Annotated in this window: 17 protein-coding genes; 4 read left to right on the forward strand and 13 right to left on the reverse strand. The window is 37.1% G+C overall.

From position 1 onward, the window contains the following. The first annotated feature begins 699 nt into the window (after positions 1-699). Entirely contained in the window at positions 700-2,226 is a 1,527-nt protein-coding gene (locus I6F49_RS11005) for a DNA cytosine methyltransferase (protein WP_197119828.1), read from the forward strand. Here the strand turns inward: I6F49_RS11005 and I6F49_RS11010 are convergent. The 8 genes from I6F49_RS11010 to I6F49_RS11045 all read right to left on the reverse strand — a co-directional run bounded on the left by I6F49_RS11010 (position 2,223) and on the right by I6F49_RS11045 (position 13,596). Then, positions 2,223-4,337 carry an AIPR family protein gene (locus I6F49_RS11010; protein WP_197119829.1) on the reverse strand — a complete coding sequence of 705 codons (2,115 nt, stop codon included), beginning with the start codon at positions 4,335-4,337 and terminating at the stop codon, positions 2,223-2,225. The genes I6F49_RS11005 and I6F49_RS11010 overlap by 4 nt on opposite strands. Beyond that, positions 4,330-5,307: a PD-(D/E)XK motif protein gene (locus I6F49_RS11015; RefSeq protein WP_197119830.1), complete on the reverse strand. Its 978-nt coding sequence runs from the start codon at positions 5,305-5,307 to the stop codon at positions 4,330-4,332. The genes I6F49_RS11010 and I6F49_RS11015 overlap by 8 nt, the downstream gene beginning before the upstream one ends. Further along, positions 5,300-8,119 (reverse strand): Z1 domain-containing protein, encoded by a 2,820-nt coding sequence (locus I6F49_RS11020; RefSeq protein ID WP_197119831.1) that lies wholly within the window; start codon positions 8,117-8,119, stop codon positions 5,300-5,302. The genes I6F49_RS11015 and I6F49_RS11020 overlap by 8 nt, the downstream gene beginning before the upstream one ends. Next, positions 8,112-9,482 carry an ATP-binding protein gene (locus I6F49_RS11025; protein ID WP_197180443.1) on the reverse strand — a complete coding sequence of 457 codons (1,371 nt, stop codon included), beginning with the start codon at positions 9,480-9,482 and terminating at the stop codon, positions 8,112-8,114. Before I6F49_RS11025 ends, I6F49_RS11020 begins: the two co-directional genes overlap by 8 nt. Continuing rightward, positions 9,479-9,808 (reverse strand): hypothetical protein, encoded by a 330-nt coding sequence (locus I6F49_RS11030; RefSeq protein WP_197119051.1) that lies wholly within the window; start codon positions 9,806-9,808, stop codon positions 9,479-9,481. Before I6F49_RS11030 ends, I6F49_RS11025 begins: the two co-directional genes overlap by 4 nt. 659 nt (positions 9,809-10,467) lie before the next feature. Further along, positions 10,468-11,568: an HNH endonuclease gene (locus I6F49_RS11035; protein ID WP_197119049.1), complete on the reverse strand. Its 1,101-nt coding sequence runs from the start codon at positions 11,566-11,568 to the stop codon at positions 10,468-10,470. Beyond that, on the reverse strand, positions 11,565-12,161 hold the full coding sequence (locus tag I6F49_RS11040) for a class I SAM-dependent methyltransferase (protein WP_197180445.1): 597 nt from the start codon (positions 12,159-12,161) through the stop codon (positions 11,565-11,567). Before I6F49_RS11040 ends, I6F49_RS11035 begins: the two co-directional genes overlap by 4 nt. Positions 12,162-12,357: 196 nt before the next feature. After that, positions 12,358-13,596, reverse strand: coding sequence for a UPF0149 family protein (locus I6F49_RS11045; protein WP_197180447.1), 1,239 nt, complete (start codon positions 13,594-13,596; stop codon positions 12,358-12,360). 248 nt (positions 13,597-13,844) lie between these two features. Here I6F49_RS11045 and I6F49_RS11050 point away from each other — a divergent pair, with 248 nt between their 5' ends. The 3 genes from I6F49_RS11050 (at position 13,845) to I6F49_RS11060 (ending at position 17,617) form a co-directional block, all read left to right on the forward strand. Next, complete coding sequence (locus I6F49_RS11050; protein ID WP_197180449.1) at positions 13,845-14,582, forward strand: substrate-binding periplasmic protein; 738 nt, start codon at positions 13,845-13,847, stop codon at positions 14,580-14,582. Positions 14,583-14,818: 236 nt separating this feature from the next. Further along, positions 14,819-16,417: an ABC-F family ATPase gene (locus tag I6F49_RS11055; RefSeq protein ID WP_197180451.1), complete on the forward strand. Its 1,599-nt coding sequence runs from the start codon at positions 14,819-14,821 to the stop codon at positions 16,415-16,417. Positions 16,418-17,155: 738 nt separating this feature from the next. Continuing rightward, complete coding sequence (locus tag I6F49_RS11060) at positions 17,156-17,617, forward strand: REP-associated tyrosine transposase (RefSeq protein WP_166421626.1); 462 nt, start codon at positions 17,156-17,158, stop codon at positions 17,615-17,617. A 774-nt stretch (positions 17,618-18,391) separates the two neighbouring features. On the opposite strand, the gene I6F49_RS11065 is transcribed toward I6F49_RS11060, so the two are convergent. The 5 genes from I6F49_RS11065 to I6F49_RS11085 form a co-directional block, all read right to left on the reverse strand. Continuing rightward, on the reverse strand, positions 18,392-18,712 hold the full coding sequence (locus I6F49_RS11065) for a hypothetical protein (protein WP_197180453.1): 321 nt from the start codon (positions 18,710-18,712) through the stop codon (positions 18,392-18,394). Between the two features lie 9 nt (positions 18,713-18,721). After that, on the reverse strand, positions 18,722-19,459 hold the full coding sequence (locus tag I6F49_RS11070) for a nuclear transport factor 2 family protein (protein WP_197180455.1): 738 nt from the start codon (positions 19,457-19,459) through the stop codon (positions 18,722-18,724). Positions 19,460-19,710: 251 nt separating this feature from the next. After that, complete coding sequence (locus I6F49_RS11075) at positions 19,711-20,454, reverse strand: ferredoxin--NADP reductase (RefSeq protein WP_197180457.1); 744 nt, start codon at positions 20,452-20,454, stop codon at positions 19,711-19,713. An 876-nt stretch (positions 20,455-21,330) separates the two neighbouring features. After that, positions 21,331-22,350, reverse strand: coding sequence for a ferrochelatase (hemH, locus tag I6F49_RS11080; RefSeq protein WP_166421630.1), 1,020 nt, complete (start codon positions 22,348-22,350; stop codon positions 21,331-21,333). 74 nt (positions 22,351-22,424) lie between these two features. Next, positions 22,425-23,753 (reverse strand): HD domain-containing phosphohydrolase, encoded by a 1,329-nt coding sequence (locus I6F49_RS11085; RefSeq protein WP_197180459.1) that lies wholly within the window; start codon positions 23,751-23,753, stop codon positions 22,425-22,427. Between the last annotated feature and the right edge of the window lie 68 nt (positions 23,754-23,821).

The raw sequence follows: 23,821 nt of genomic DNA on the forward strand, positions 1-23,821 counted from the left end.
AATTAAAGCTATGGGTGGGAGTTCGCCTTGTGGCTGGTTTTTACAAAGCACCCGCGAGGTATAAAACCTCACCTACAATAATTAAACCACCATATTCAACAAAAGCGTAGGCGCGATTTTACATCGCGCTTTATCTTTCGTAACTAGCTCTTTAGTAACTAGCTCATAATCCCAATTAACGCTACAAAGCTCACCCAAACACCTGTAGGCGCTCAGCTTGCTCGCGCGAAAAGCGTAGCTTTTAAAATAATTGACTTAATATCGCATTGGCGATGGCAATCAAGGGGCGGCCTTCTTCAAATAAGCTCTGCTGCTAATAATTCATCCTTGAAGCCGGGTTCCTGTCAGCATCCATGCTTCCACTTCCTCAAGCTGCAAAGCTACGCTTTGGTCATTCGTCACCCACGGCGCCCCGAGGATCACACTATTTCCTCAATTTAAATAATTAATATGAACGTAACCAGCGTAGATAGGCCATCCATGGCCAAGCTACGCTTTTAACAGCATCCATGCTGTTAATTACTCATCATTAATTAAATTTCGGGTGTGATCACGGGGGGATTGCCTTGGCTAATGCCTTTAAATTTAAATTAGTGCTGCTAATTTGTTCTATTAGTAGTAGTGCTACTATTTAAAACTTTAAGACCGTGTATAAGCCTGGTATCATCCTACGTCATTAAATTATTTAGTAGTAAAGTTATGGAAAACGGTGAAATTCTTGTTATAGATTTATTCGCAGGCCCTGGTGGTCTTGGCGAAGGGATTTCAGCAGCCCAAACCTCAGATGGTAAATCACCTTTTCAAATAGGCATTTCTGTCGAGAAAGATTTTCATGCCCATAAAACTCTTACTACTCGTGCTTTCTTTCGCTCACTCAAAACAAAGTCTCAACCATTAGATAATTACTATAATTATCTACACGGAAAAATCACAAGAGATGAGTTGTTTAAACTTCACCCTGATATTGCAACAGAAGCTAATCAAGAAACTCTCAATGGTGCTAAAGAACTTGGCAAAGATAATAAGCTTATTCATAAGCGTATTAAAGATCTTGTAAAAGAGCATAAAGGACCAAAAGTACTAATTGGTGGGCCTCCATGCCAAGCTTATTCACTTGCAGGACGTTCTCGAAATGCTGGGAATAAAAGTTACATCGCAGAAGAAGATACTCGCCATTTTTTATATAAAGAATACTTAGAAGTAATCTGCCTAGCGAAGCCTGATATTTTTGTAATGGAAAATGTAAGAGGAATACTTACGGCAAAAGTAAATGGCCAAGTGATGTTCCCGCAAATACTGGAAGACTTGCGTAGTCCTGGTTCAGTAACAAAGCATAAAAAGATTCCAAAATATAAAATCTACTCATTAGTCGTTGATGCCAAAACCCCGGAAGATCCACAATACAAAGACTCTGCTGATTTCCTAATTCGCTGTGAGCAATATGGTATACCTCAAGCTAGGCATCGTGTAATTTTACTTGGTGTACGTGAGGATATTAAAGCCCCCCCAGAAATACTAAAACTATGCGAACACCAAGTTACCGTAGAACAAGCTATTAGTGACTTACCAAATTTACGCAGCGGCTTTTCAAAACAAAAAGATAACGCAAAAGATTGGGAAACAGCGGTTACTAAAAATGCAGCTAAATTAAAAGTAATTCTTACAAAGCAATTTAATGAAGAATCAGCAAACAGCTTGAATCTTTTACCAAAAATAGGCTTAACAAGAAAAGAAAAAGCTTTAAGTAACAAAGATCCAATCATGCCAGAGCCTTTAAAATCTTGGTATATCGATCCAAGCCTTAAAGTCGTTCTAAATCATGAAACCAGAGGACATATGGTTGATGATTTACTACGTTACTCATACTGTGCTGCATACGCACAAATTCAAGGTTTATCGCCTAAGTCTCGTCATTTCCCACAAGAACTAGCCCCGGCCCACGCTAATTGGGATACTGGAACACATTCAGATCGATTTAGGGTACAAGTTGCCAGTAAATATGCTACGACAGTTACAAGCCATATCTCAAAAGATGGGCATTACTTTGTTCATTATGACCCACAGCAGTGCAGAAGTTTAAGCGTACGTGAAGCCGCTCGCTTACAAACGTTTCCTGATAATTATATTTTTGAAGGGACTAGAACTAACCAGTATGTACAGGTAGGGAATGCTGTGCCGCCATATTTGGCACAGCAAATTGGTGAAATAATTATTAAATTAATTTAAACAAAGTCGAAACCTGATATATAAGCAGCTTTTCTAACTTCAACCGCCATTTTCATCTGTTTATCAGAAGGTACTTTGTTGTATAAGTGAAGGGCTACACACTTTAAAGGAATCCCTACATTTTTATGCGTAGCTGGATAAGTTGCTGAGTAATAATCAGATATACTTTGCCATTCTGCACTTGTAACTCCCATAACATATTCAAAGTCTGAAATTGATTTTGAAGTATCTTTAACTTCATTATTTTCTTTTAGAATATCATTTAACTGTTTTTCATCTAATAAATCACTTGGATCGATTAAACTACAGTCAATTTCCAATTCTTGGAATTTCAACCAACCCTTCTCTGACTTACAAAACTCAGATGGATTAACAACACCATTTCTAAAATTAGGATCAGTAATACAACTTCTAACTTTATAAGCTAAATCAACTATAAAACTTAATAAACTAGGGCTAACAACTTGATTATTGTATATTCTTTTTAAGCTAATATCTTTCCCTTGTTTTCTTAAGTTATACCTTAATAGAGCTAAGGTATAAGTTACAACTTCTGCTTTTAGTCCCTTCTCCTCTTTGTACCAATCTGATCTTGGAATTGCATAGTCAGCATTTCTAAAAAGAATCATTTTAGAAACCAAATCATTAAAAAATACAGCACCAAAGTCATCTTCATTATTCTCAAATTCTTTAAGAATTGCCTGCCCTAATAATTTCAAGTTAGCCTGCGCTCCACGCTTCACTTCATAGGGCTTCATTCTCCAAGTATTTTCATATTTAGCCATATCGGTTTTCGTAAAGACTTGATCCTTCGGATATTCTGCAATGAACTTGTTACTACGACTAGTACTCATAGCACGCAACTGAGTTGAATATTGCCCTCTGGCTCTTTCATAAAACCATTTAGTGGGAAAACCAGTTTTACCAGCTGGCATTAGCTGTTTACGTGAGCGATTCTCAATATTTATATGGAAAGGGTGATTTGAAACTAAATCAGATTGTTGAATTGAGTTTTGTGAATTAGCAAACGTAGCAATATTACTTTTTAGAATATCGGCTGTTTCTTTTTCTCCTACGACTGTTAACTTCATTTGGACAAAAACTTTAGATAAATCTATTTCACTATAAGAATATTCTCGATCTACACCCTTTAGCTTTCCTTTATCCTTAGGTGAGAAATATATAGAAGCTGTTGTTTGCCCGCCATTAACTATTTGCATATTCTCCAACTCAGTGACTACCGTTTGACCATCAACAATTTCGGTTTTAATACTTGTAGCTGTTACTGTTAGGCCATTATTATATGCAAAAAATCTTTCTGGCTCTGTTAAAAGCGACTTTCTCATTCCTTTGTTAGTACCAGCTCTAAAATCAAGAAAGGTTCTTACGTTACTTTCTAGTAATCGTTGTCCAAACTCATCATATATATCACTTAATAAAGTTCCCGGCATAATACCTAAATATGTGCTTACACCATTTTCTAAATTATTAGCAGGCAATACTTTTAACTCTCCACCTAGAGCTTTAATATCAACAGTAAACTCTTCTGAGTCAGAATCTGAATATGAGAGCTCTTTTAATCGCTCAATATCCCAAATCTCTATCGAAGTTTCCTTGTCTAATATTTCACCAATTGATAGTTTTTTTACTCTGTCACTAAGCTTTTGATCTGTAAAAATAACTACTCTAATTTTGAGAGCATCTTCAATATAATGACTTATTTCTTGCGCAGCGTATCGGCCCGGATCTGTCACTTCCATACTTTCTATAAAGTCTTTATTAATACTCCCTTCGAAGAATTTTGTTACTTTCTTACTTATATCTTTAATTTGAGAGTTAATAAGCGTTTCTATGTAATCTTTTTCATTTGTAAAATTAACGATTATCCCACATATAGTTTTTTCTAAGGCGTTCCAACTATATCCATCTAATCGCATGCCTTTACGCGTATTCCGGTACGGACAATATTCGACATCATCCATTATACCCGCCTCAGAAAGCATTTCGCTCACATGCTCAAAAAAGCTTTCTTCTGGAAAAATAGAATTTTTATCGGCATCAATATTTGAAATGCTATACAACTCATTTTTATATTCTAAAATATCATCCATTTTTAATTACCTCCTCAACTGACTTTTTGCTTTCATATTCACGAATAGACGAAATCAGCAAGTCGTATTTAACATTAACTATGGAGCTGGGTATATCTATTGGTCTTAAACAAGGGAATGAATCTGTAACTTCATAGATAGTTTCAGATAATAATACGTTTTTATTATTCAATTGCTTTACCGTAGCTTTAGCATACATATCAGAAATTTTTTGAAAGAAAATAAGTTCACATGTAAATTCTTTACTTATGTAACATTTACACTTTTCATATAACTCCTCCAAAGATAGACCAACGTGATTATCTGAGGGATTTGCTACAATATGTAAGATATACAACTTTTCTGTTATCTGCTCTAATTGCTCTAAAGAGCTTATTGTTATTGAACGAGCATTACTTGAAAAAGTGGTTTTGACTTCAATCGCTAATTTATTAAACGTAAAATCCTGCTTTTTCCCTTCGGGGCCTACCCAAAACCTCATTGCATCTGATGGGCTGTAATTTTTTAAAACAAACTCAGCCAAAGTATACAACTCTCCCCATAAACCGATATATTCACTCTCTGATAAACCATTTCTTTGTGGCTGTAAAAAACTTGCCCAAGAATCGATTAGATCCAAGACTTTTTTAAATAGAACTCGACCTTTTAAACCGGAGCACTTATACGCAATGTCTTTAGTAACTATAATAAACTTACTTTTAAGATCGGGATCATTTGAAGTTAAGGTGCATACTAATCGACTTGCGTTATTCATATATTTAACGAAATCAATTTTGATACCAGCTAAATTTTCTGGTGGACTTATTTCAGTAGAGATATTGTCGTGAATAAAAAAAAGTATATGCCCATTAGTATCCATCGAAACCCATAGGCGTTCATCATCTAAATATAATCGGTGCCCTTCTGGATAGCATGGCTTATCTATACACTTCCAAGGATCATTACTAAAAAAATCATCATAACTACTCATCTGTGTACTCCTCAATGAAATTAATACTGAGGCGCTGTGCTATTTTATTTAATTGATAACTATATTTGGTATTTTTTACTAATTTCTTAAGTTCTTTTTGAGTCTTACCTTTTAAATGTTCAGGCCTAGGTATTGCGACTGTAAAACCCACCGTTGGCATTTTTCCGTGCCCTAACTTGTAAGAGTCTTTATCTTGCTCTAATTTATCAATTGCTACTGCAAAAAAATAAATAATTAAAGTTGGGTAATCTCTATCTGGTGATGCTATGTAGTCATAACTTACTGCATTATTCTTAATACTTTTGATTCGATCTCGTTCTTCTTCGGATAAAAATATTTTTTCATCATCACTATTACCTAGATTTACACTTGGTTTATAGAATGTATCGCCATTAGAGAGTAATAATCTCTTAGGCATATTTATATTTTCACCTAACAAGTCGTATGGTGTATTTATAAAATCAATTTCAGACTGGTCATCGATATTTTTTTCCCAAGTTGTATTACCAATATTTTTTTGATTAAAAATAGCAACTTTAAACTTAGGAATTGTATTATCTTTACTCATTTCTTTTAACTGATGTATCAGTGCTTTATTACCTACATCATCTTCAGGAAGATTTATATTATTTATAAAGTTAATTACATCATCATAGCCAACTTCTGAAAAAATCAATGAACTAGTTCTTGGATCTTTATACATCATGGGAACTTTGTTAAAAAATTTGCCATTCCGATCATCTGATAATTTTCTTAAAAAATCTTTTGTATACTTTAAATTAATGGAGTTTTGATTAATATCACTCTTAAACCTAAATCTCCTTAAAATTTGCCCCCACAAGTCTTGAGTTCTAACTTCCGAAACAGCGGATCCCATCTTATTCTTTGCTGTAACAATCATTGCGCCGGGATGCTCTCTTACCTTCAAACCAAAATCTCTTGGCGTGAAGGATCTATCTCGCATAATCCCTAATTCACTGTAGAGTTCTTCAATTGCTTCCGCTATGAACGAATACCAAGCTTCAGACTCCCTAGACATAAATACTCGGCAAAGGTCGTCATAATTAGGTCGATAACCAAACCATCTACACATTTGCATTAAAGTATCATAAGCTTTTGAATTTCTAGTAAAATAAGATATTGCTAAACCTTCTAAAGTAAGTCCTCGTGAAAGTTTATGCCCACCAATAACAATAACCTTTAACCCATTCTCTCTATTTGTAGAGTAATCCAAAACTTTATCATTCTTGCCATTCGACTGATTTATGGCCGATACTTTTATCTCGTCAAATGGAGTAACCAAGTATTTAAATACATCCGAATAGTTTTCTTTTATTTTAAATATTTCATAAAAAGTATCTTCTAAATCACTGAGCAACGGATTAGATCTAACACCTATCATTCCAAGCCCAGAGTAGGCTGTATATGCATTTTTCAATTCATCGAAATAATCTTGGATCAAAAGTTCAAGTTTATTCTGGTGATCTTTTAGATGTGAAACATTTACTAACATTGAGCTGTGTGCTTTATCATCCCCTCTAATAGCTCTGATAGCACAGACTAAACAAAAAGCCCGTACAGCTTTTTGCAAAGACTTGGGTATTTTTGTTATTACACTATCTTTTTTTAGTTCGTATAATGAATTATTAGCTTCTAACGGAATAATTGCCTTTGAAGAACCATCAAAGTAGTACTTCTGACCTAAATAATTATTTGGTGCGGGAATTTTTATCATAAAATCAGAGGGGAATAAGTCATCCTCATCTGAATATGTATTCTCATCTGGGTCTATGAATATATTTGCAAATGGGGTTGCTGTATAACCAACATAAGTGCTCTTGTTAAATAAAGATAGTAAATTTCTAACACCTTCATTTGTACTTGTTATTTCTTCTCTGTGATGTTTAGTGTTAACCGTTGCATAATCGGCTTCATCATCAATCAATAAAAGTGGATTATCTAATTTTTTACCTTCTTTCACATCTAAGTAATGGTGGTCTCTAATCCATTCGTGAAGCCGTTTCATTACCCCAGAGTGCTTTTTTATTGTAAAAATAACAGGATCTGAACCACTTAAACTGAAACCAAGCTTATCTGCAAACGGTTTAGTAAAGTCACCAATTGTCGTAGTACCGGAATTAACATTATTTATCCCAAACTCCCCAACGCCAATAGGAGATGTTTTTCCCTTTTTTATATCGATTAAATGCTTGGATTCCCTACCAAGTACCCCCTCATCAACTCGTTCTTGAGTCTGTTGCCTTAGATCGTTTAGATGACCCCCAAGTAAAATAATTGTCTTATACCCACAATCTATCGCTTTATTTATTAGCCCAATATAATTTTGTGTTTTACCTGATTGAACATTACCCATTACCAGTCCTTTGCTAGCCCAAGGACCTTGCCTGCGAGGATCTCCAGAGCAATCAAGCACAGCATTAATTACATCTTCATTTGCTTTAATTGTAGCTTCGGATCGTGCTTGTTTCTTGAGCATTTTTTCATAAGCACTCCAATGACCCCATTCAATATCTTTTTTGGATGAATCAAACCATTTTTGAATCAGAGTATCTGATAATATAACTAGCTCTTCATCCACAGTAATTGTAAACACGTTGGATATATTAAAGATTAATGCCTTTATATCAGAGTCATTAAACTCAACCTTTGGCGCGTCTTCTTTAAGCTCAGCTAAAGTTCTTATTACATTTTTACTAACTAATTCAGGGGTAATATTAACTCCTGTGCTCCGGCTAGCTTTTAGCCTTTCTGAAATTGATAATACTAATTGATCAAAAAGATTATTATTCATTACTTGAGCCTTCAAATACTTTGTTCAAAATAGATTCTAATAAATAGTCCGTTACATTTTCTTGGACTATATCTTTAGGAGATTCTGACATTTTTTGGTAAATATGATTAAGAGGTAAATTTTCTGCAAGTTGGCCTAGATAATTAATAAATAGTGACTTTTGGCTTTTATCTAAATTGCCGAGTATTTCCATTAAAATTTCATTCTCGGGTGAAATCTGATAACTGATGACTTTGTTTGTTTCGTTTTCTTGAATATCCCAATATTTATTAGCTTGGTCTTGTTTTCCACGATAGGTATATACTCGCTTAGATCTTTTTATTGGATCTGAAAGAAACTTCCTTAGCTCTTTTTTAATTCTAGGAGGGAGCTGCAAACTTGCTTTTTTTACATCTGTTGACCATTCCTGATCTAAAGAAGAAGGTACATTTACCTCAACTCTTGCTAAAGCCCCTAATTGACTGGTTTTTGCCAAACCAAGCCATCCGCCTGCGTTAATTAATCTATTTTCACGATAAATATAAAGGCCTTGATTTTGTACAATTCCATTAGCCCCTCCTAACCTTTCAAGTGGCTTAGTCTCCATTCTTTTAAAGTGTGGTAGTACGTGAGTATTGATTTCAATATATCCACCTTTGCACCTTAGCTTTTCTGAGCGCCCTTCTTGATATCCTGGAGATTTTGTCATAAATGGATCTATTGGATGTAACCCTTTATTATTTATAAAGAAGTTACGCTTTTCTTTGCCTTCCATAAACTTGTGAAAATGCAAAGAAATATAAGAATCTAATTCACTTAATGCTGCAGCTAAAACAGTATCTGTATCCAATGAATGACTTGTTTTATTTAGACATGCTAATTTTTCCCAGACAATCTGAGTTCCCTGAATCATTTCTTTATTAAGCAATAATAGAGGATGTTGCAAAATTTCATTTTCATCCAAAATTTCTAAACACCAAGTATTTTCTTTCTCTATTTGGTCAATATCCCAAACAGCCGCACACATAGGATAACCTTGACGCTTAGAAAATACAGTTAGCCTTCTAGCTTGTGAAAAACTAGCTGTTTTCATACCAGAACCAAATCGCCCTAAGTCCCCTCTCAGTCTTTCATCACTAGGATCTTTACAGCCTATTTTCATATTATGAATTAATTCTTGTGGAGACATCCCGACTCCATCATCTAGAATGGATATATTAGGTTCAGCAAGGCTTGGTAATGAGTAAATACTTATATTGGACGCATTAGCTGTGAGGGAGTTATCAATAATATCTGATATTGCAGAAGGCATTGTGTAACCAATACGCATAAGTGTTTTAATATGTGACCTAGGATCTGGTGAGGCATCAGCAAAGTAGCTCATAGTCCCTCACTTAAAACGATTTTAACTTTGTCTAGTGCAATATTTTCTTTAATATCGAGACCATCAGAACCCGCACTAAATTCACATAAGTTAATTATAAATTTTTTTAAATTTATATCCGTTATATTGTTTAAATACATTTCAATTTGATGGTTCTCATCAAAAAATTCATCCAATGTATCGTTAAACCTTTCTTGTGAATATTCTGAGAATCTAGTGTTCACATACTCATAGATAGCGAGTTCTTCAGTATGAGAGATAACACCATCTTTACCACAAACACATGCTGCAATCTTAACAGCACAGTCAATTAACTTTATATCCATAAGCACACCATTAATAAACCAATAAAAATAAAGTTTTAAAAATATGATTTAGTGACTTTCACTTAAATATATAAGGATCGGAGGTTTATATGAACCAATCCATGGCTTTAAAACAATCAGTAAAATCTTGTCCCTAAAATAAATTTAGCATGAACCTTTGGGTAAAAGACAGTCCAAATGAGATAAATATTAATACATTTACATTAGATCTATAAACTTTTTGCAATCTACAAAAAAATTAAACATCCAACTACCAACACACTCCAATTCCCCGTGATCACACCTGAAACTTAGTTAATGATGAGTAATTTACAGCATGGATGCTGTAAAAAGCGTAGCTTGGCCATGGATGGCCTATCTACGCTGGTTACGTTCACATCATTAACGTAAGTTGAAGATACAGTATGATCCTCGGGTGCGCCGTGGGATTCCAAAGGGCGGTCGGCGGCAGCCGCCCTTTGGTTGCCATCGCCAACGCGATATAACCTCGAATAGAGGTTTTTAATCCTTTAAATCCACATCAAAACACCAATTTATGAGCGCGATATAAAATCGCACCTACACATTAATTACACCGAAATTTAAAAGCTTCGCTTTTCGCGCGAGCAAGCTCAGCGCCTACAAGTTAAGCGCGATGTAAAATCGCGACTACGCTACGACTACACGTCATACCTTGGCTTTTCTTCCGCTACTAAATCAAGTTCTGTAATTGGTTGTTGATATTTAAAACCAGCCGCCTCTTCAAAATAACCTTTCTTTACCCATAACTTTGCACTATTTGCCTGTGCAACCTGATACGCCCAATCGCTAACCGAAAGTGACTTATCTGAATCGCAATTGAAGTAATCACTAAGTTCATTTGTTAAATGCTGGCTATTAACCACTAAATTTTGTTCTTGCCAGCGTTCGCGGTGAAGTTGCGCGGCTAAAAAGTCACTTTTACTGTTGTTACAAGTGCTATGTGCTGCCACAAAGTTATGACCTAAATCATTTGCGTAGCGGGCAAACGGTATAAAGTGATCAACCTCGGTTTTACTGTTCAATGGTTTTTGGCAATAAAAACAATTGCCATGCTGCAGCTCTATTAACACAGGCTTTGCTTTACTCAGTGCATTGCGATCGAAGCCAAATAAAAAGTCATGTAGTTGGCTTTGTGGGCCAATTAAGGCTTGGTTATGCTTAATACTTTGAATTTTTTGCAGCCATGCATTTTTTGCTAAATAAACAACTAGGTCGTAAAAACGCCTAAAGCAGCCTGCAATACCTTCATTTAAGGTAATGTATGATTGGCCTTTAATATGGGGATACAAGAAACACTCTTCTTTGCCATTTAATTTTTGTAATAGCCACAGCGGGCCGTCTTTAATGGTTTTTAATGTTGAACTGCGTATATTATTCCAATCTTGGCTCTTTTTTAGCTGGCTAATAGAATTAATATTATTTAATTTTGCATCATGAAGCGTAGTTATAATCTTGGCTTGTTTATTAGAGTTGGTATTTTGTAAAAGTAGTTGCTCTCTATTATTACCAATTGCACCAAATGGCGATGCTTGGTGCCAATATAAAGTAATAAATTTGTCGACTAATTCATCAAACTTTATTTGTAACTGTGCTTGCGGATCGGCGTGATGTTTTTCGATACTAATATCAGCCAGTGCATGTAAAAGTGCAAACTTATAAGTAGCACTAAAATCACCTTCAACTAATAAGCGCTGAATATAAGCAATAAAGTCGAGCTGTTGCTGCATTGCTCCAATCATAAAACGTGCACTACTTTAATAAGCGCATTTAGCCACACTTCACTTTCGCGCTCTGGGCGCTGATCAACACTTTGCCATTGTTTAATGGCTTTTAGCTGCGTATGGCTAAGTAAATGTGTTAAAGCAGTTTCGTTTAAATCGGTAAATTCACGACCATTATGCACACGCTCTGTATCGCCATATTTAAACGATACATACAAAACGCCATTCGGTTTAAGCGCACGTTGTAGGTTTAAAAACACCTGCGGTAACTCAACTTTTGGAACGTGTAATAAACTAGCGCAGCACCAAATCCCGTCGTATTGATTTACACAATCTAGCTCTTGGAATGTTTTAACCGCTACAGGTTGTTGTAAGTAACTGCTTGCCAACTCTGCCAGCTCTGGGCTTGCATCAAACGCACTTACAGTAAAACCCTGCGCTTTGAAAAATGCGGCATCGCGCGCACTGCCACAACCGGCATCTAAAATATGCCCGTGTTGTGCAACGTGCGGTAAAAACTCAGCATAAAGTGCCGACATATCAACGTTAAGTGTTGAGTCGCTAAAGGCTTTGGCATTTTGGTTGTAATAAGTAAGTGTGGTATTTGACACGAGACTCACCGCTCCTTGGCTAATCGTTTAACAGCTAAGGCACTGTTAATACTGCATTCATTATTTGTTTAATCTACAGGAACAGGCGCATTAAATATAGGCTTAATAAGTAGAAATTTTTAAATTAATACGCTGTTATTATTAAGTGCTTATGTTGAGCACTGAGCGCGACATAAATCACGCTAAACGTTTTTTGTTATTTTTTTCTTAGCCAAAAAAGACTGGCTGGAACCGAAATCCACGCTTGTTTACCTAACGAATCAAGATAAACACCTACCTCTTCTTTACTGCCTGGGCTGTAATATGGCGGCTGTTCTTTTAGTTTTTCTTGCCCTGTGAGTATTTTGGCAAAGTGTTTACTTTGCTGCTGGAGCATTTTTTTGTAATCATTAGCTGGTTTTGAATCGCCATGTTTTACAAAAGCACTTAGCGCACGGCTTGCTGTTGCGTGTAGCTCTTCACTGTCGGACTTAACCAATAGAGCGTCTAACTTGTCCCATTCTTTATTAATTATTAGGCAATTCATTAATAAAAAGCGATTACCTTGATTGTCGTTTGGGTTTAGCGTTAATAACTCTTCGAGCTCTGACTGTGCTTTTTGGGTATAACCATGCAGCGCATGTATTTTTGCTCGATGCGCGCGAAGCATCATATAAGGGCGGGTTTCGTGCAAGCCCCAAAAGTGCCCTGTGTTGTCTTTAATAAATTGCTTTGTTATGTGCCCTTCCATCATTTCTAAAAGCATCAGCATTGGCTCAAGTGCTTTTAGTTCTGTGTCGGCAAGTACCAGTTCAAGTAGTTCATCAAGCTCATCTAACTCATTTGGTTCTTCGTCTAAAAAGCTGTTGTTAAATTGTGCCTCATCTTCATCGCTTAAAGTTAGGTCGTTACTAAAGCGAAGCTCAAAAATAGCGTCGGCCATGTAATAAACATAATTACGTTTATATTCTTGGGCGTTGTATTGGGCAAATTCACCAAATTCTTTTGCCGCTGCTTTTTCGCTAGTAAACGCTTTTAAAACGCTACTTAGATTATTAAGCGCCTGCTTTTGCACTGCATCAAGCATACGTTTATTTATATTTTTAAGCGCCTGTAAAACCCCTTTACAGTAACTTGGTAGGGGCATGTTCGGCTTTAGTGAATCCCGGTAGTCTTGCTTAGATAGGCTGCATTTTGCTGGCATTTTTAATTCGTTTTGAATTACTTTATCCATGCTTTGATTATACAGCGCCATTAAGCTTTCGAGGTATTTTAGCTCGCTCTCTTTTTGAAGGTTAATATCTCCAAATAAATCAGGTTGCCACTCACTCGGGGTGAGCATTTGGGGTAATACACCTAACCCCATTAAATAACCTTGTATAAGATAGTAGTTTGGTTGTTTAGTGCTTAATTCACTGAGTTTTATAACATTGTTGCGAATTTTAGTTGGCGACATAACGTGCCCTGCTATGTATTAATTTATTATTAGTGTACCCATAGATAAGGTTACCAACAATATGACTGTTAAATTCACACAATAAATACAATTTTAGATTAGGTGACCAATAACTATACCTAGGTTACTTTATCCTCAAATACATTTTTACGAGCTATTTACATATTCACACAAACCCGCGCCGCTAAAACATAAAAGCTGGTTTATACTGTTGTAATAATGAGCAAAAATAATAACTATGAGGCGCAATGAATAAAATAATAACCATATTTTTATGTGTGCTGTTTACCGCTCAAATAAATGCATTTGCTTGTGACAGGACCTTTAGCGTTGCTTCGCACGATGCCTTTTGGCCGCCGTATGTAATAGGCATGAGTAATGTATTTAAAGGTACTGAAGTTGATGCGCTTAACCTAATTTTTAAAGACTCCCCTTTTTGCTTTAAAGTAGAGCTACTTCCTAATTCTAAACGCGCTTTTACTGAAGTTAGACATGGCCGAATAGATTTGGGTTGGGCTGGTAGCTATACCGAAAAACGTGCTAAATACGCTCACTATACTGTTAGCTATCGTACTGAGGTTATGCGTTTATACGAAAACAAAAACAATACGCATGTAGTTAAAAGTTTGGCTGATATTTTTGACCAAGGTTTAACCATAGGCGCTAACTTTGGAAGCTACTACGGCGAAGAGTTTGAGCAATATAAAACAACACATAAAAAACAAATTGAATACACCAGTGCAACCAGTAAACGCTTTGAAATGCTTAATAAACAACGTATTGATTTTGCTATTGAAGACGAGTTAGTGGGTGCTTATTTTGCCAAAGAAAACTCGAACATAAAATTAGTCACCAACATTGAGTATGTAAATAAAGACGATATTTATTTAATGCTTAGCAAAAGAACGGTGTCGGTTAATGAACTTAAAATAATTAATAAGCACATAAAAAATAACGAAGCAGCGCTCAAAGCAATTTTCGAATAGCAGTTATTGGAGCGTGATGAACGCTTTATTATTGGCATTATTTACTTAACCAATGCAGTGTTTTTTGCTTGTTTTTATTAGCGCAAACGCTTGGTTATAAATTAGCTGCCTTTTATCTTTCATTCGTTGTGGCTGATCTGTATAATTCGCCAGCTAATTTACCCTATTGTCTGGTTCTTGTTTGTGGCGTGTTGCTGCAGCGTACTCCTGTCAGTACTAATCTAGGATTACCCTTTTTGATCTCCACCGCAAATATTACGATGCAGTTTGGCGCAGAGCCGTTGTTTGAAAACATTTCAGCTAAATTTGGTAACGGTAACCGTTACGGTTTAATTGGCGCTAACGGCTGCGGCAAGTCGACTTTCATGAAAATTTTAAGCGGTGCGCTTGTTCCAAGTGCGGGTAATGTATCTATTACTCCAGGGTTAAAAGTAGGTAACCTAAGCCAAGACCAGTTTGCTTTTGAAGAGTTTAGCGTAGTTGATGCCGTAATTATGGGCGACGTAGAGCTTTGGAAAGTAAAACAAGAACGCGAGCGTATTTACTCTTTGCCAGAAATGAGCGAAGACGACGGTATGAAAGTAGCCGATCTTGAAAGCGTATTTGCTGAAATGGACGGTTACACAGCAGAAAGCCGTGCAGAAGAAATTTTGCTTGAAGCGGGTATCGATAAAGAATTTCATTACGGGTTAATGGCAAACGTAGCACCAGGTTGGAAACTACGCGTGCTTTTAGCACAGGCGTTGTTTGCAAACCCTGACATATTGCTACTCGATGAGCCTACCAATAACTTGGATATTCATACAATTACGTGGCTTGCTAACGAGCTAAATAAACGTAGATGTACAATGATAATTATTTCGCATGACCGTCACTTTTTAAACTCGGTATGTACGCATATGGCCGACATTGATTACGGCGAGCTTCGTATTTACCCTGGTAACTATGAGAAGTTTTTAGACGCTGCCGGCCTACAACGCGAGCAACTTTTAGCTGAAAACGCTAAAAAGAGCGCTGAAATTGATGAACTACAAGACTTTGTTAACCGTTTTGGTGCTAACGCATCTAAAGCTAAACAAGCAAGTTCACGCGCTAAAAAAATGGATAAAATTAAGCTTGATGAAGTTAAATCTTCAAGCCGTATGAGCCCATCGCTTTCGTTTGACGAAGGTAAAAAAATGTATCGTCAAGCGCTTGAAGTTAACAAGATTGGCCATGGTTTTGATGGCGAAATGTTATTTACTGGTGGTGATTTACTGCTAGAAGCCGGCGCTAAGCTTGCTGTAATTGGCGAAAATGGTGTGGGTAAAACCACCTTTTTACGCTGTTTAGTAGACGAGCTTAAAAGTAATGAAGGCGAAATTAAATGGTCTGAAAATGCGACCTTTGGTTATTGCCCACAAGACAGCACAAAAGATTTTGAAAACGATTTAACATTGTTTGATTGGATGTCGCAATGGCGTACAGCTAAGCACAACGATTTAATGGTTCGTGGCATGTTAGGCCGTTTGTTGTTTACAGCAGACGATTCAAACAAAAAAGCGCGTAACTGTTCTGGTGGTGAAAAAAACCGCCTGTTATTTGGTAAGTTAATGATGCAAGACGTTAATGTGCTTGTAATGGACGAACCAACTAACCACATGGATATGGAAGCCATTGAAGCACTTAACAATGCGCTTAAAGACTTTGAAGGTACGCTTATTTTTGTAAGCCATGACCGTGAGTTTGTATCGTCATTAGCGACGCGTATTATTGATATTAAAGATAAAAAAGTAGTCGACTTCCAAGGTACGTTTGACGAATACCTTGCAAGTTGTGAAGAGAAAAAAGCGTAAACGCTTTTTTAATTGCTTGTAAAAACGGTGCTAAATTTAGCGCCGTTTTTTATGGGTGATGAATAGTGTGTTGCTATTTAACTTGTAGACGCGCTGCTTGCAGGCGTTTAAAAACGCAGTTTTTAGGATGAGTGATTAAGTAATTAGAAGCTGCGCTTCTCGCGTGAGCAAGCTCTACGCATACCAAAAAATTTAACACTGAGGTTTGATTTAACCTGTAGACGCGCTGCTTGCAGGCGTTTAAAAGCAACGCTTTTACAAAATTATTACACCACATATGCATTGACTCCTACTTCTATATACAAAGTAATTAGAAGCTGCACTTCTCGCGTGAGCAAGCTCTAGGCCTACCGCCAAATTTAGCACTGAGGTTTGATTTAACCTGTAGACGCGCTGCTTGCAGGCGTTTAAAAACGTAGTTTTTACAAAGTTATTAAACCACATATGCATTGACTCCTACCCCGATATACAAAGTAATTAGAAGCTGCGCTTCTCGCGTGAGCAAGCTCTACGCCTACCCCCAAATTTAACGCTGTGGTTTGAATTAACCTGTAGACGCGCTGCTTGCTGGCGTTTAAAAACGTAGTTTTTAGGATGGGTGATTAAACAATTAGAAGCTATCGCTTCTCGCGTGAGCAAGCTCTACGCCTACCACAAAATTTAACACTGAGGTTTGATTTAACTTGTTGAATACCCTTTTTTATCTATATTTATAAAAACCAATAAATTAAAACCTTTATGTATTCCTCTAAAAAATTATTAGTTGGGCGCCACTCCTCTAAAAATAAATTTTACTCTGTAACAATATGCACAAAACAAAGAATTCCGTTATTTAAGAACTTTGAAAATGCATGTATTGCGGCAAGAGGCTTGGTTTATATGCAAAATAAGGTGGATACAATTTGTTATACCTTAATGCCAGATCATCTTCATTGGTTATTTCAATTGAAAGATTTACCGCTTGCTGATGTTATGAAGCAGTATAAAAGTATTACCACTGTGAAAATAAATAAGCTCAATTGCACCACAGGGCCAGTTTGGCAACAAAACTATTTTGAGCACCAGCTGAGAGCAGAAGATGATTTAATTAATCAAGCACGCTATATCGTTTCAAATCCGTTACGCGCTGGGCTTGTAAATGATGTTGGTGAATATCCATTTTGGGATTGTGTTTATCTTTGTGATGGTGAGCTTAAGTAATTAGAAGCTGCGCTTCTCGCGTGAGCAAGCTCTACGCCTACCACAAAATTTAACACTGTGGTTTAATTTAACTTGTAGACGCGCTGCTTGCTGGCGTTTAAAAACGTAGTTTTTAGGATGAGTGATTAAGTAATTAGAAGCTACCGCTTCTCGCGTGAGCAAGCTCTACGCCTACCACAAAATTTAACACTGAGGTTTGATTTAACCTGTAGACGCGCTGCTTGCTGGCGTTTAAAAACGTAGTTTTTACAATGGGTGATTAAGTAATTAGAAGCTACCGCTTCTCGCGTGAGCAAGCTCTACGCCTACCACAAAACTTAACACAGTCGTTTGATTTAACCTGTAGACGCGCTGCTTGCTGGCGTTTAAAAGCAACGCTTTTACAAGATTTTTAAACAACACATGCATTGACTCCTACCCCGATATACAAAGTAATTAGAAGCTGCGCTTCTCGCGGGAGCAAGCTCTACGCCTACCGCGAAACTTAACGCAGTGGTTTGATTTAACTTGTAGACGCGCTGCTTGCTGGCGTTTAAAAACGTAGTTTTTACAAAGTTATTAAACCACATATGCATTGACTCCTACCCCGATATACAAAGTAATTAGAAGCTACGCTTCTCGCGTGAGCAAGCTCTACGCCTACCGCCAAATTTAACACTGAGGTTTGATTTAACCTTTAGACGCGCTGCTTCCAGGTGTTTAAAAACGTAGTTTTTAATAAATATTAATAATTAAAATAGTTTTGGGGAGTACCTAAGCAATAGTAATTAGACGCTATCGCTTAAAGTATAAATCGATGGTTTTGGTGAGGAGCTCGTCGAGCTGTTCTTCAAATTCTTCTATATCAATATCAAAATGCTTTAAGTACGCATGAGCCTGAGCAAGTGATAAATTACGGCTGTTAACGCTGTATTGTCGCTCGTCTATGGTTTTATCGTAACGAGGTAAAAATACAAATTGGCCATAAAATGGGGATTTAATATGTTTGTTTGCAAAACGACAAAAATCTTCAATATGGTCAACCCCTTCAGGGCCGAGGCAACCGGGCTCAATGCGATACATTAAGCGAATTTTTTTGTCGTCATTTATTTGCATATAAAGCCTTTATCTAAAAAACAGTACTCTTACTATTTTTCCATCTTTAATTTGGTAGCTCGAAATAAGTTCTGAGCGTTTATCAACTACGTTTTCGTCTGTTGAGCAGGTTTCTGACAGTTCGTGATCAATCACTATATCACCGTGCACTATGCGCTTAATCGGTGATGAGTGTATACACTTTAACTTTTTAAACATTAGCCCATAACGTTCTATTAGTTTTTCTTTACCTTTAAATAATAGCTCATTAGGGAAAATATAAAACTCAACATCTTCGGCATATACACGAAGAAACTCTTCAATATTACGGGCGTTATACGCTTTAACTAATTGCTCAACCACTGCCAGCGATTCGCGCGATTGTTTAGCTTTAGTTTGCTGCTTAACTGTTAGCGCTTCTTTTGCTTGCGTTACTGCTTTTTCAGCTTCCGCTACAGCCACTGCTTTTTCTATTTTATTTTTAGGTTTTTCGGCTGGTTTGATTTGCTCGTTACCTAGTACTTTTGAATCGTCTGGTTTAGTCGTATCAATAACTGGCTTTTTAAGCTCTGGCGCTTTGTATTCAAGCGTATTTACTTTGTCGTCAGTGTTGGTTTGAGTTACTGGTTGTTCAGCTTTTGGTTTTTCGACGTTTGCTTGAGCTTCAACTTGCGGCTCTTTTTGCTCAGGCTCGCTTTGTTCTGCAGCATAAGTAATAAGCGCGACGGTAGTGATTAATGAGGCAAAAATAATAGATAACGGTTTCATAACTTTCCTAAAATGAACACTAAACACGTGTAATACCAATTGCATTAAATAAGTGATCTATTATAGCGTCAAGAAAATAGCACAATAACAAGGCGAAAATTGTGACATATAGTTGTTCTATATGAATAATTTTTAACGCAGTTAGTGAGTTATTTAATGCGATAGAATGATCATATTTTTGATAAAATTGGTATAAGGGTGCAACATAGCAAATTTTAACGTTATCGGGTAGTTAATACCACTACTGTAGCTTACCAGTACTGCTCTACGGTAATGTTGCCGGGATTTTTACGACGGTTGCGCGTAAAGTTTTTATCGAGAAGTAGCGCGGTTGTGTCTTTTACCATTTGTGGGTTTCCACAAATCATAAATTGCGCGTTACTAGGAGCTGGGTTTAATTTTACATGTTCAAACAAGCTATTATTTTCAATAGCGTTTGTGATTCGCCCGCTTAAGCCTTGTAATGGCTCTTCTCTACTTACAACGGGAATATAACTGAGCTGCTCGGGGTACACTCTTAATAGCTCGTTAATAAGTGCCTGATAGCTTAAGTCGTTATTAAAACGCACACCATGCACTAAGTTTATGCTTTTGTATTTTTTCCATACATCGGGCTGTTGTAATATCGATAAAAAAGGCCCTATGGCGGTACCTGTTCCTAGCATCCAAAGCTGATCGCTTTGTGGTATTTCATCAAGGGTAAAAAAGCCCGTAGCGCGTTGCTCTATAAGTACGGTTTCGCCGGGCTGTAATTTAGCTAAACACGGGGATAGTAAACCATCAATAACGTTAATTAGATAAAACTCAAGATCGGGATTTTCAGGTGCATTTACATAAGAATAAGCTCGAGCAATACGCTTGTCGCCATCCATTATCGAAAGCTTTGTAAACTGCCCTGCTTTAAATGGCTCTACGTTTGCATTTACGGTTAGGCTAAAGAGCGTTTCGCTCCACCATGTTACACTTTTTACTGTTGCTTCAACCCAGTTAGACATAGTTACCCCTTGGTTTAGCTAGTTATACCAACCCGCAATAATACCTAATCAATTTGAGGGATTAAACCGCACGTTAACTTCGTTAAAAATTTCTCATATAGAACAACTAAATAACGAAATTTTGCCTTGTTATCGACACGGTTTTCTTACCTCAAAATAGACAACTTAATTAAGCGAATTGGTATTAAGTTTTGAATGACTCACTTTAAAGTAAGTTTTATTTATAAACATTAGCATTAAGTGACAAAGACTTACAGCTTTACGCGCTAGCAAAAAGTTGTATTTATGAGTTAGGTTTTATAGTAGGTGGTGTGTGATATTGTAGTCGGAGAGCTTGATGTTGCGATGAGTGCAGTTTTTGATTATTTAGCCATTTTAAAAACTGCGTTTTTACACGCCTGCAAGCAGCGCGTTTACAAGTTAAATCAAACAGCAGCGTTAAGTTTACGGGTAGGCGAAAAGCTTGCTCACGCGAGAAGCGTAGCTTCTAATTACTTAATCTAAAACCCTAAAAACTGCGTTTTCACACGCCTGAAAGCAGCGCGTTTACAGGTTAAATCAAACAGCAGCGTTAAGTTTGCGGGTAGGCGGAGAGCTTGCTCACGCGAGAAGCGAAGCTTCTAATTACTTAATCTAAAACCCTAAAAACTGCGTTTTCACACGCCTGAAAGCAGCGCGTTTACAGGTTAAATCAAACAGCAGCGTTAAGTTTTCGGGTAGGCGTAGAGCTTGCTCACGCGAGAAGCGAAGCTTCTAATTACTTAATCTAAAACCCTAAAACCCTAAAACCCTAAAACCTTAAAATAAAAAAGCGGTGTTAATTTTAACACCGCTTAATGCGAACTATTTATAGCTATACGCTTTTATAAACCAGATTTACAACATAGGTTTTATAACATCATACACAGCTTCTATGTGATCGTCTCTATCGTTTAATGCCGCTATGTAACGGTATTTTTTACCACCTGCATTTTCGAATATTTCACGGTTTTCGCCTTCCAGCTCTTCAAGTGTTTCTAGGCAATCGGCGCTAAAAGCAGGGCTGATAATAGCTACATCGGTAATACCTTCATCAGGCAAGGCTTCAAGCGTTGCATCGGTATATGGCTTTAACCACTCGGCTTTACCAAATCGACTTTGAAAAGTACTAATTACTTTGTCTTTATCAAGACCTAGTTTTTCGACAACTAAGCGCGTGGTTTGTAAACATAAGCAATGGTACGGGTCGCCTCGCTCTAAAAATAACTTAGGCATTCCGTGATACGAAAAAACAATTTTTTGTGGCATACCATTCGCTTCTAAATCCTCACTAATACTATTAGCAAGGGATTCAATATAACGGGTGTTTTTATGATAACCATTAATAAAATGCAGTTCTGGTACCCAACGCCATTTACGCAGTACGCTCGATACGGCATCAAAGGTTGAACCTGTTGTTGGGCTTGAATATTGCGGATACATTGGCAATATAATAATACGCGTTAAGCCTTTATCTCGTAGCTCCTCAAGGCCTGCCTCTATTGACGGGTTGCCATAGCGCATAGCCATTACCACTTCAGTATTAGTATAACCTTGCTCTTTTAGTAAGGTATTTAATTTAACGCTTTGTTGGCGAGTAATGTGGGTAAGCGGCGAGCCATTTTCGGTCCATATACTTTTATACAATTTAGCCGAACGTTTAGGACGCACGCGCAAAATAATACCGTGCAAAATTATCATCCATACTAGGCGTGGTATTTCTACTATTCGAGGATCTGATAAAAACTCGCGCAAATATGTACGAAGCGCAGCAGCTGTTGGTGCATCTGGGCTACCTAAGTTAGTAAGCAGTATGCCCGTCTTTTGATTAAAACGTCCGTCGTGGGGATTGTCGGTAACTGCAGAAAATCGCGACACAGAGTGCTCCTTCAAGCAAATTCAATAATGTATTTTATGCACATTGTAACGAAAAAAACTGTCGTTTAGATCAATCATTTAGCAGTTTTAACCATTATTCTAAACGGGGTTGGTTTTTTTGACTCCAACTGCTGAAGCTTTTCTATCGATTTAGAGCTAAATACATGACCTTTAGGTAGCAGCATTATACCCGAATGGCTGTGTAGGGCATGGCCGAGTATCATTTGATCTTTAAGCTCATGGGCATTACAAATTAATACTGATCCTGCTGTACTTTTTTGCTCATTTAGTTTTACGTGGCTTGCTTCAAGTGCACGTACAATTTTAGGATGATAAAACGATCCGCTATAAAGCTTTACACTTTCGAGCGCGTCATCGTGGCGCTGCTTTTCATCACTGGCATTACTTTGTTCAAACGCATCCCAATAGTCGCGCGCTAAACCCAGCACCATAGCGCCTATAGGTATGTCGTTTCCTGCAAGGCCTTTGGGCATGCCATTACCATTAAAGCGTTCAAACTGATAATAAATAGCATCCGATAAGTCATGTAAATGTATTGCCGGCATTAGCATTAATTGTGCAGTGCTTGGGTGAGTATAAAATGTTTTGCGTTGTTGCTCATTTAAGCGATTAACTGGCTTTTTATAAAGATCGGGGTCCATAGCAAGCAAACCTATTTGTGCTAAATAACCCGCCATTGGGGCAAGATCAATGCTTTTTTGCGACAGGTTTAAGTAAAGCGCTATTTGTGTGCAGGTATTTGCAATATTTTGTGCTTTGTTGCCATCAAGGTAAGGGTTTGCGTTAACAAAATTATATAGCAGCTCAACGGTTGATTTGTGCTCTTGTTTTTCGCGCTCGTTGGCGTCTTCAAGCTTTTTTAAAACTTGTTTAATTTGTAAGGTACGTTTTTCTACTCGTTGCTCTAACGTGTTGTTTAGCTCTAGTAGTTCTTGGTTTTGTGCCTTAACTTGTGTTTCTAATTTTTTGTTTTGCTTTTTTAGCGCAAATTTTTCTAGGCTATCTTTAATGCTTCGAAGTAATAAGTCGTTTTGCCATGGTTTTTGAATATAACCATTTATTTGCCCTTGATTAACAGCTGCTAGGGTTGTTTGTATATCGGCGTAACCGGTTAATAAAATGCGTTGAGTGTCGGGTGCCAGCGCACGTGCTTTTTCTAAAAACTCGGCACCGTTCATTACCGGCATACGCATATCGCTAATAATTAAACCAAACTCATGATTTTTAAAAAGTGTTAGTGCGTTTTGCGGATTATCGCAAACAATAACCGTTAAGCCATTTACTTCAAGTAGTCGTGTTAACGTACGTAGTACTATTTCGTCATCATCAATACAAAGTACATCAACCTGATTCATGGGTGTGTTTGGTGTTGCTTGAGTCATTGCGCCGCCTTTAAATTACTTCTGGCTAAATAATAGCTTAAAAAAACATCCGTGACCTGTTTATGCTT

The organism is Pseudoalteromonas sp. SWN166 (assembly GCF_015864485.1).
Lineage (GTDB): Bacteria > Pseudomonadota > Gammaproteobacteria > Enterobacterales > Alteromonadaceae > Pseudoalteromonas.

Coding starts and splice junctions, on each gene's coding strand:
- I6F49_RS11025 (WP_197180443.1), bottom strand. CDS start 9,482: ATGAGCTACTTTGCTGATGCCTCACCAGATCCTAGGTCACATATTAAA.
- I6F49_RS11020 (WP_197119831.1), bottom strand. CDS start 8,119: ATGAATAATAATCTTTTTGATCAATTAGTATTATCAATTTCAGAAAGG.
- I6F49_RS11065 (WP_197180453.1), bottom strand. CDS start 18,712: ATGCAAATAAATGACGACAAAAAAATTCGCTTAATGTATCGCATTGAG.
- I6F49_RS11060 (WP_166421626.1), top strand. CDS start 17,156: ATGTATTCCTCTAAAAAATTATTAGTTGGGCGCCACTCCTCTAAAAAT.
- I6F49_RS11010 (WP_197119829.1), bottom strand. CDS start 4,337: ATGGATGATATTTTAGAATATAAAAATGAGTTGTATAGCATTTCAAAT.
- I6F49_RS11015 (WP_197119830.1), bottom strand. CDS start 5,307: ATGAGTAGTTATGATGATTTTTTTAGTAATGATCCTTGGAAGTGTATA.
- I6F49_RS11035 (WP_197119049.1), bottom strand. CDS start 11,568: ATGATTGGAGCAATGCAGCAACAGCTCGACTTTATTGCTTATATTCAG.
- I6F49_RS11030 (WP_197119051.1), bottom strand. CDS start 9,808: ATGGATATAAAGTTAATTGACTGTGCTGTTAAGATTGCAGCATGTGTT.
- I6F49_RS11085 (WP_197180459.1), bottom strand. CDS start 23,753: ATGACTCAAGCAACACCAAACACACCCATGAATCAGGTTGATGTACTT.
- I6F49_RS11075 (WP_197180457.1), bottom strand. CDS start 20,454: ATGTCTAACTGGGTTGAAGCAACAGTAAAAAGTGTAACATGGTGGAGC.
- I6F49_RS11005 (WP_197119828.1), top strand. CDS start 700: ATGGAAAACGGTGAAATTCTTGTTATAGATTTATTCGCAGGCCCTGGT.
- I6F49_RS11050 (WP_197180449.1), top strand. CDS start 13,845: ATGAATAAAATAATAACCATATTTTTATGTGTGCTGTTTACCGCTCAA.
- I6F49_RS11045 (WP_197180447.1), bottom strand. CDS start 13,596: ATGTCGCCAACTAAAATTCGCAACAATGTTATAAAACTCAGTGAATTA.
- I6F49_RS11070 (WP_197180455.1), bottom strand. CDS start 19,459: ATGAAACCGTTATCTATTATTTTTGCCTCATTAATCACTACCGTCGCG.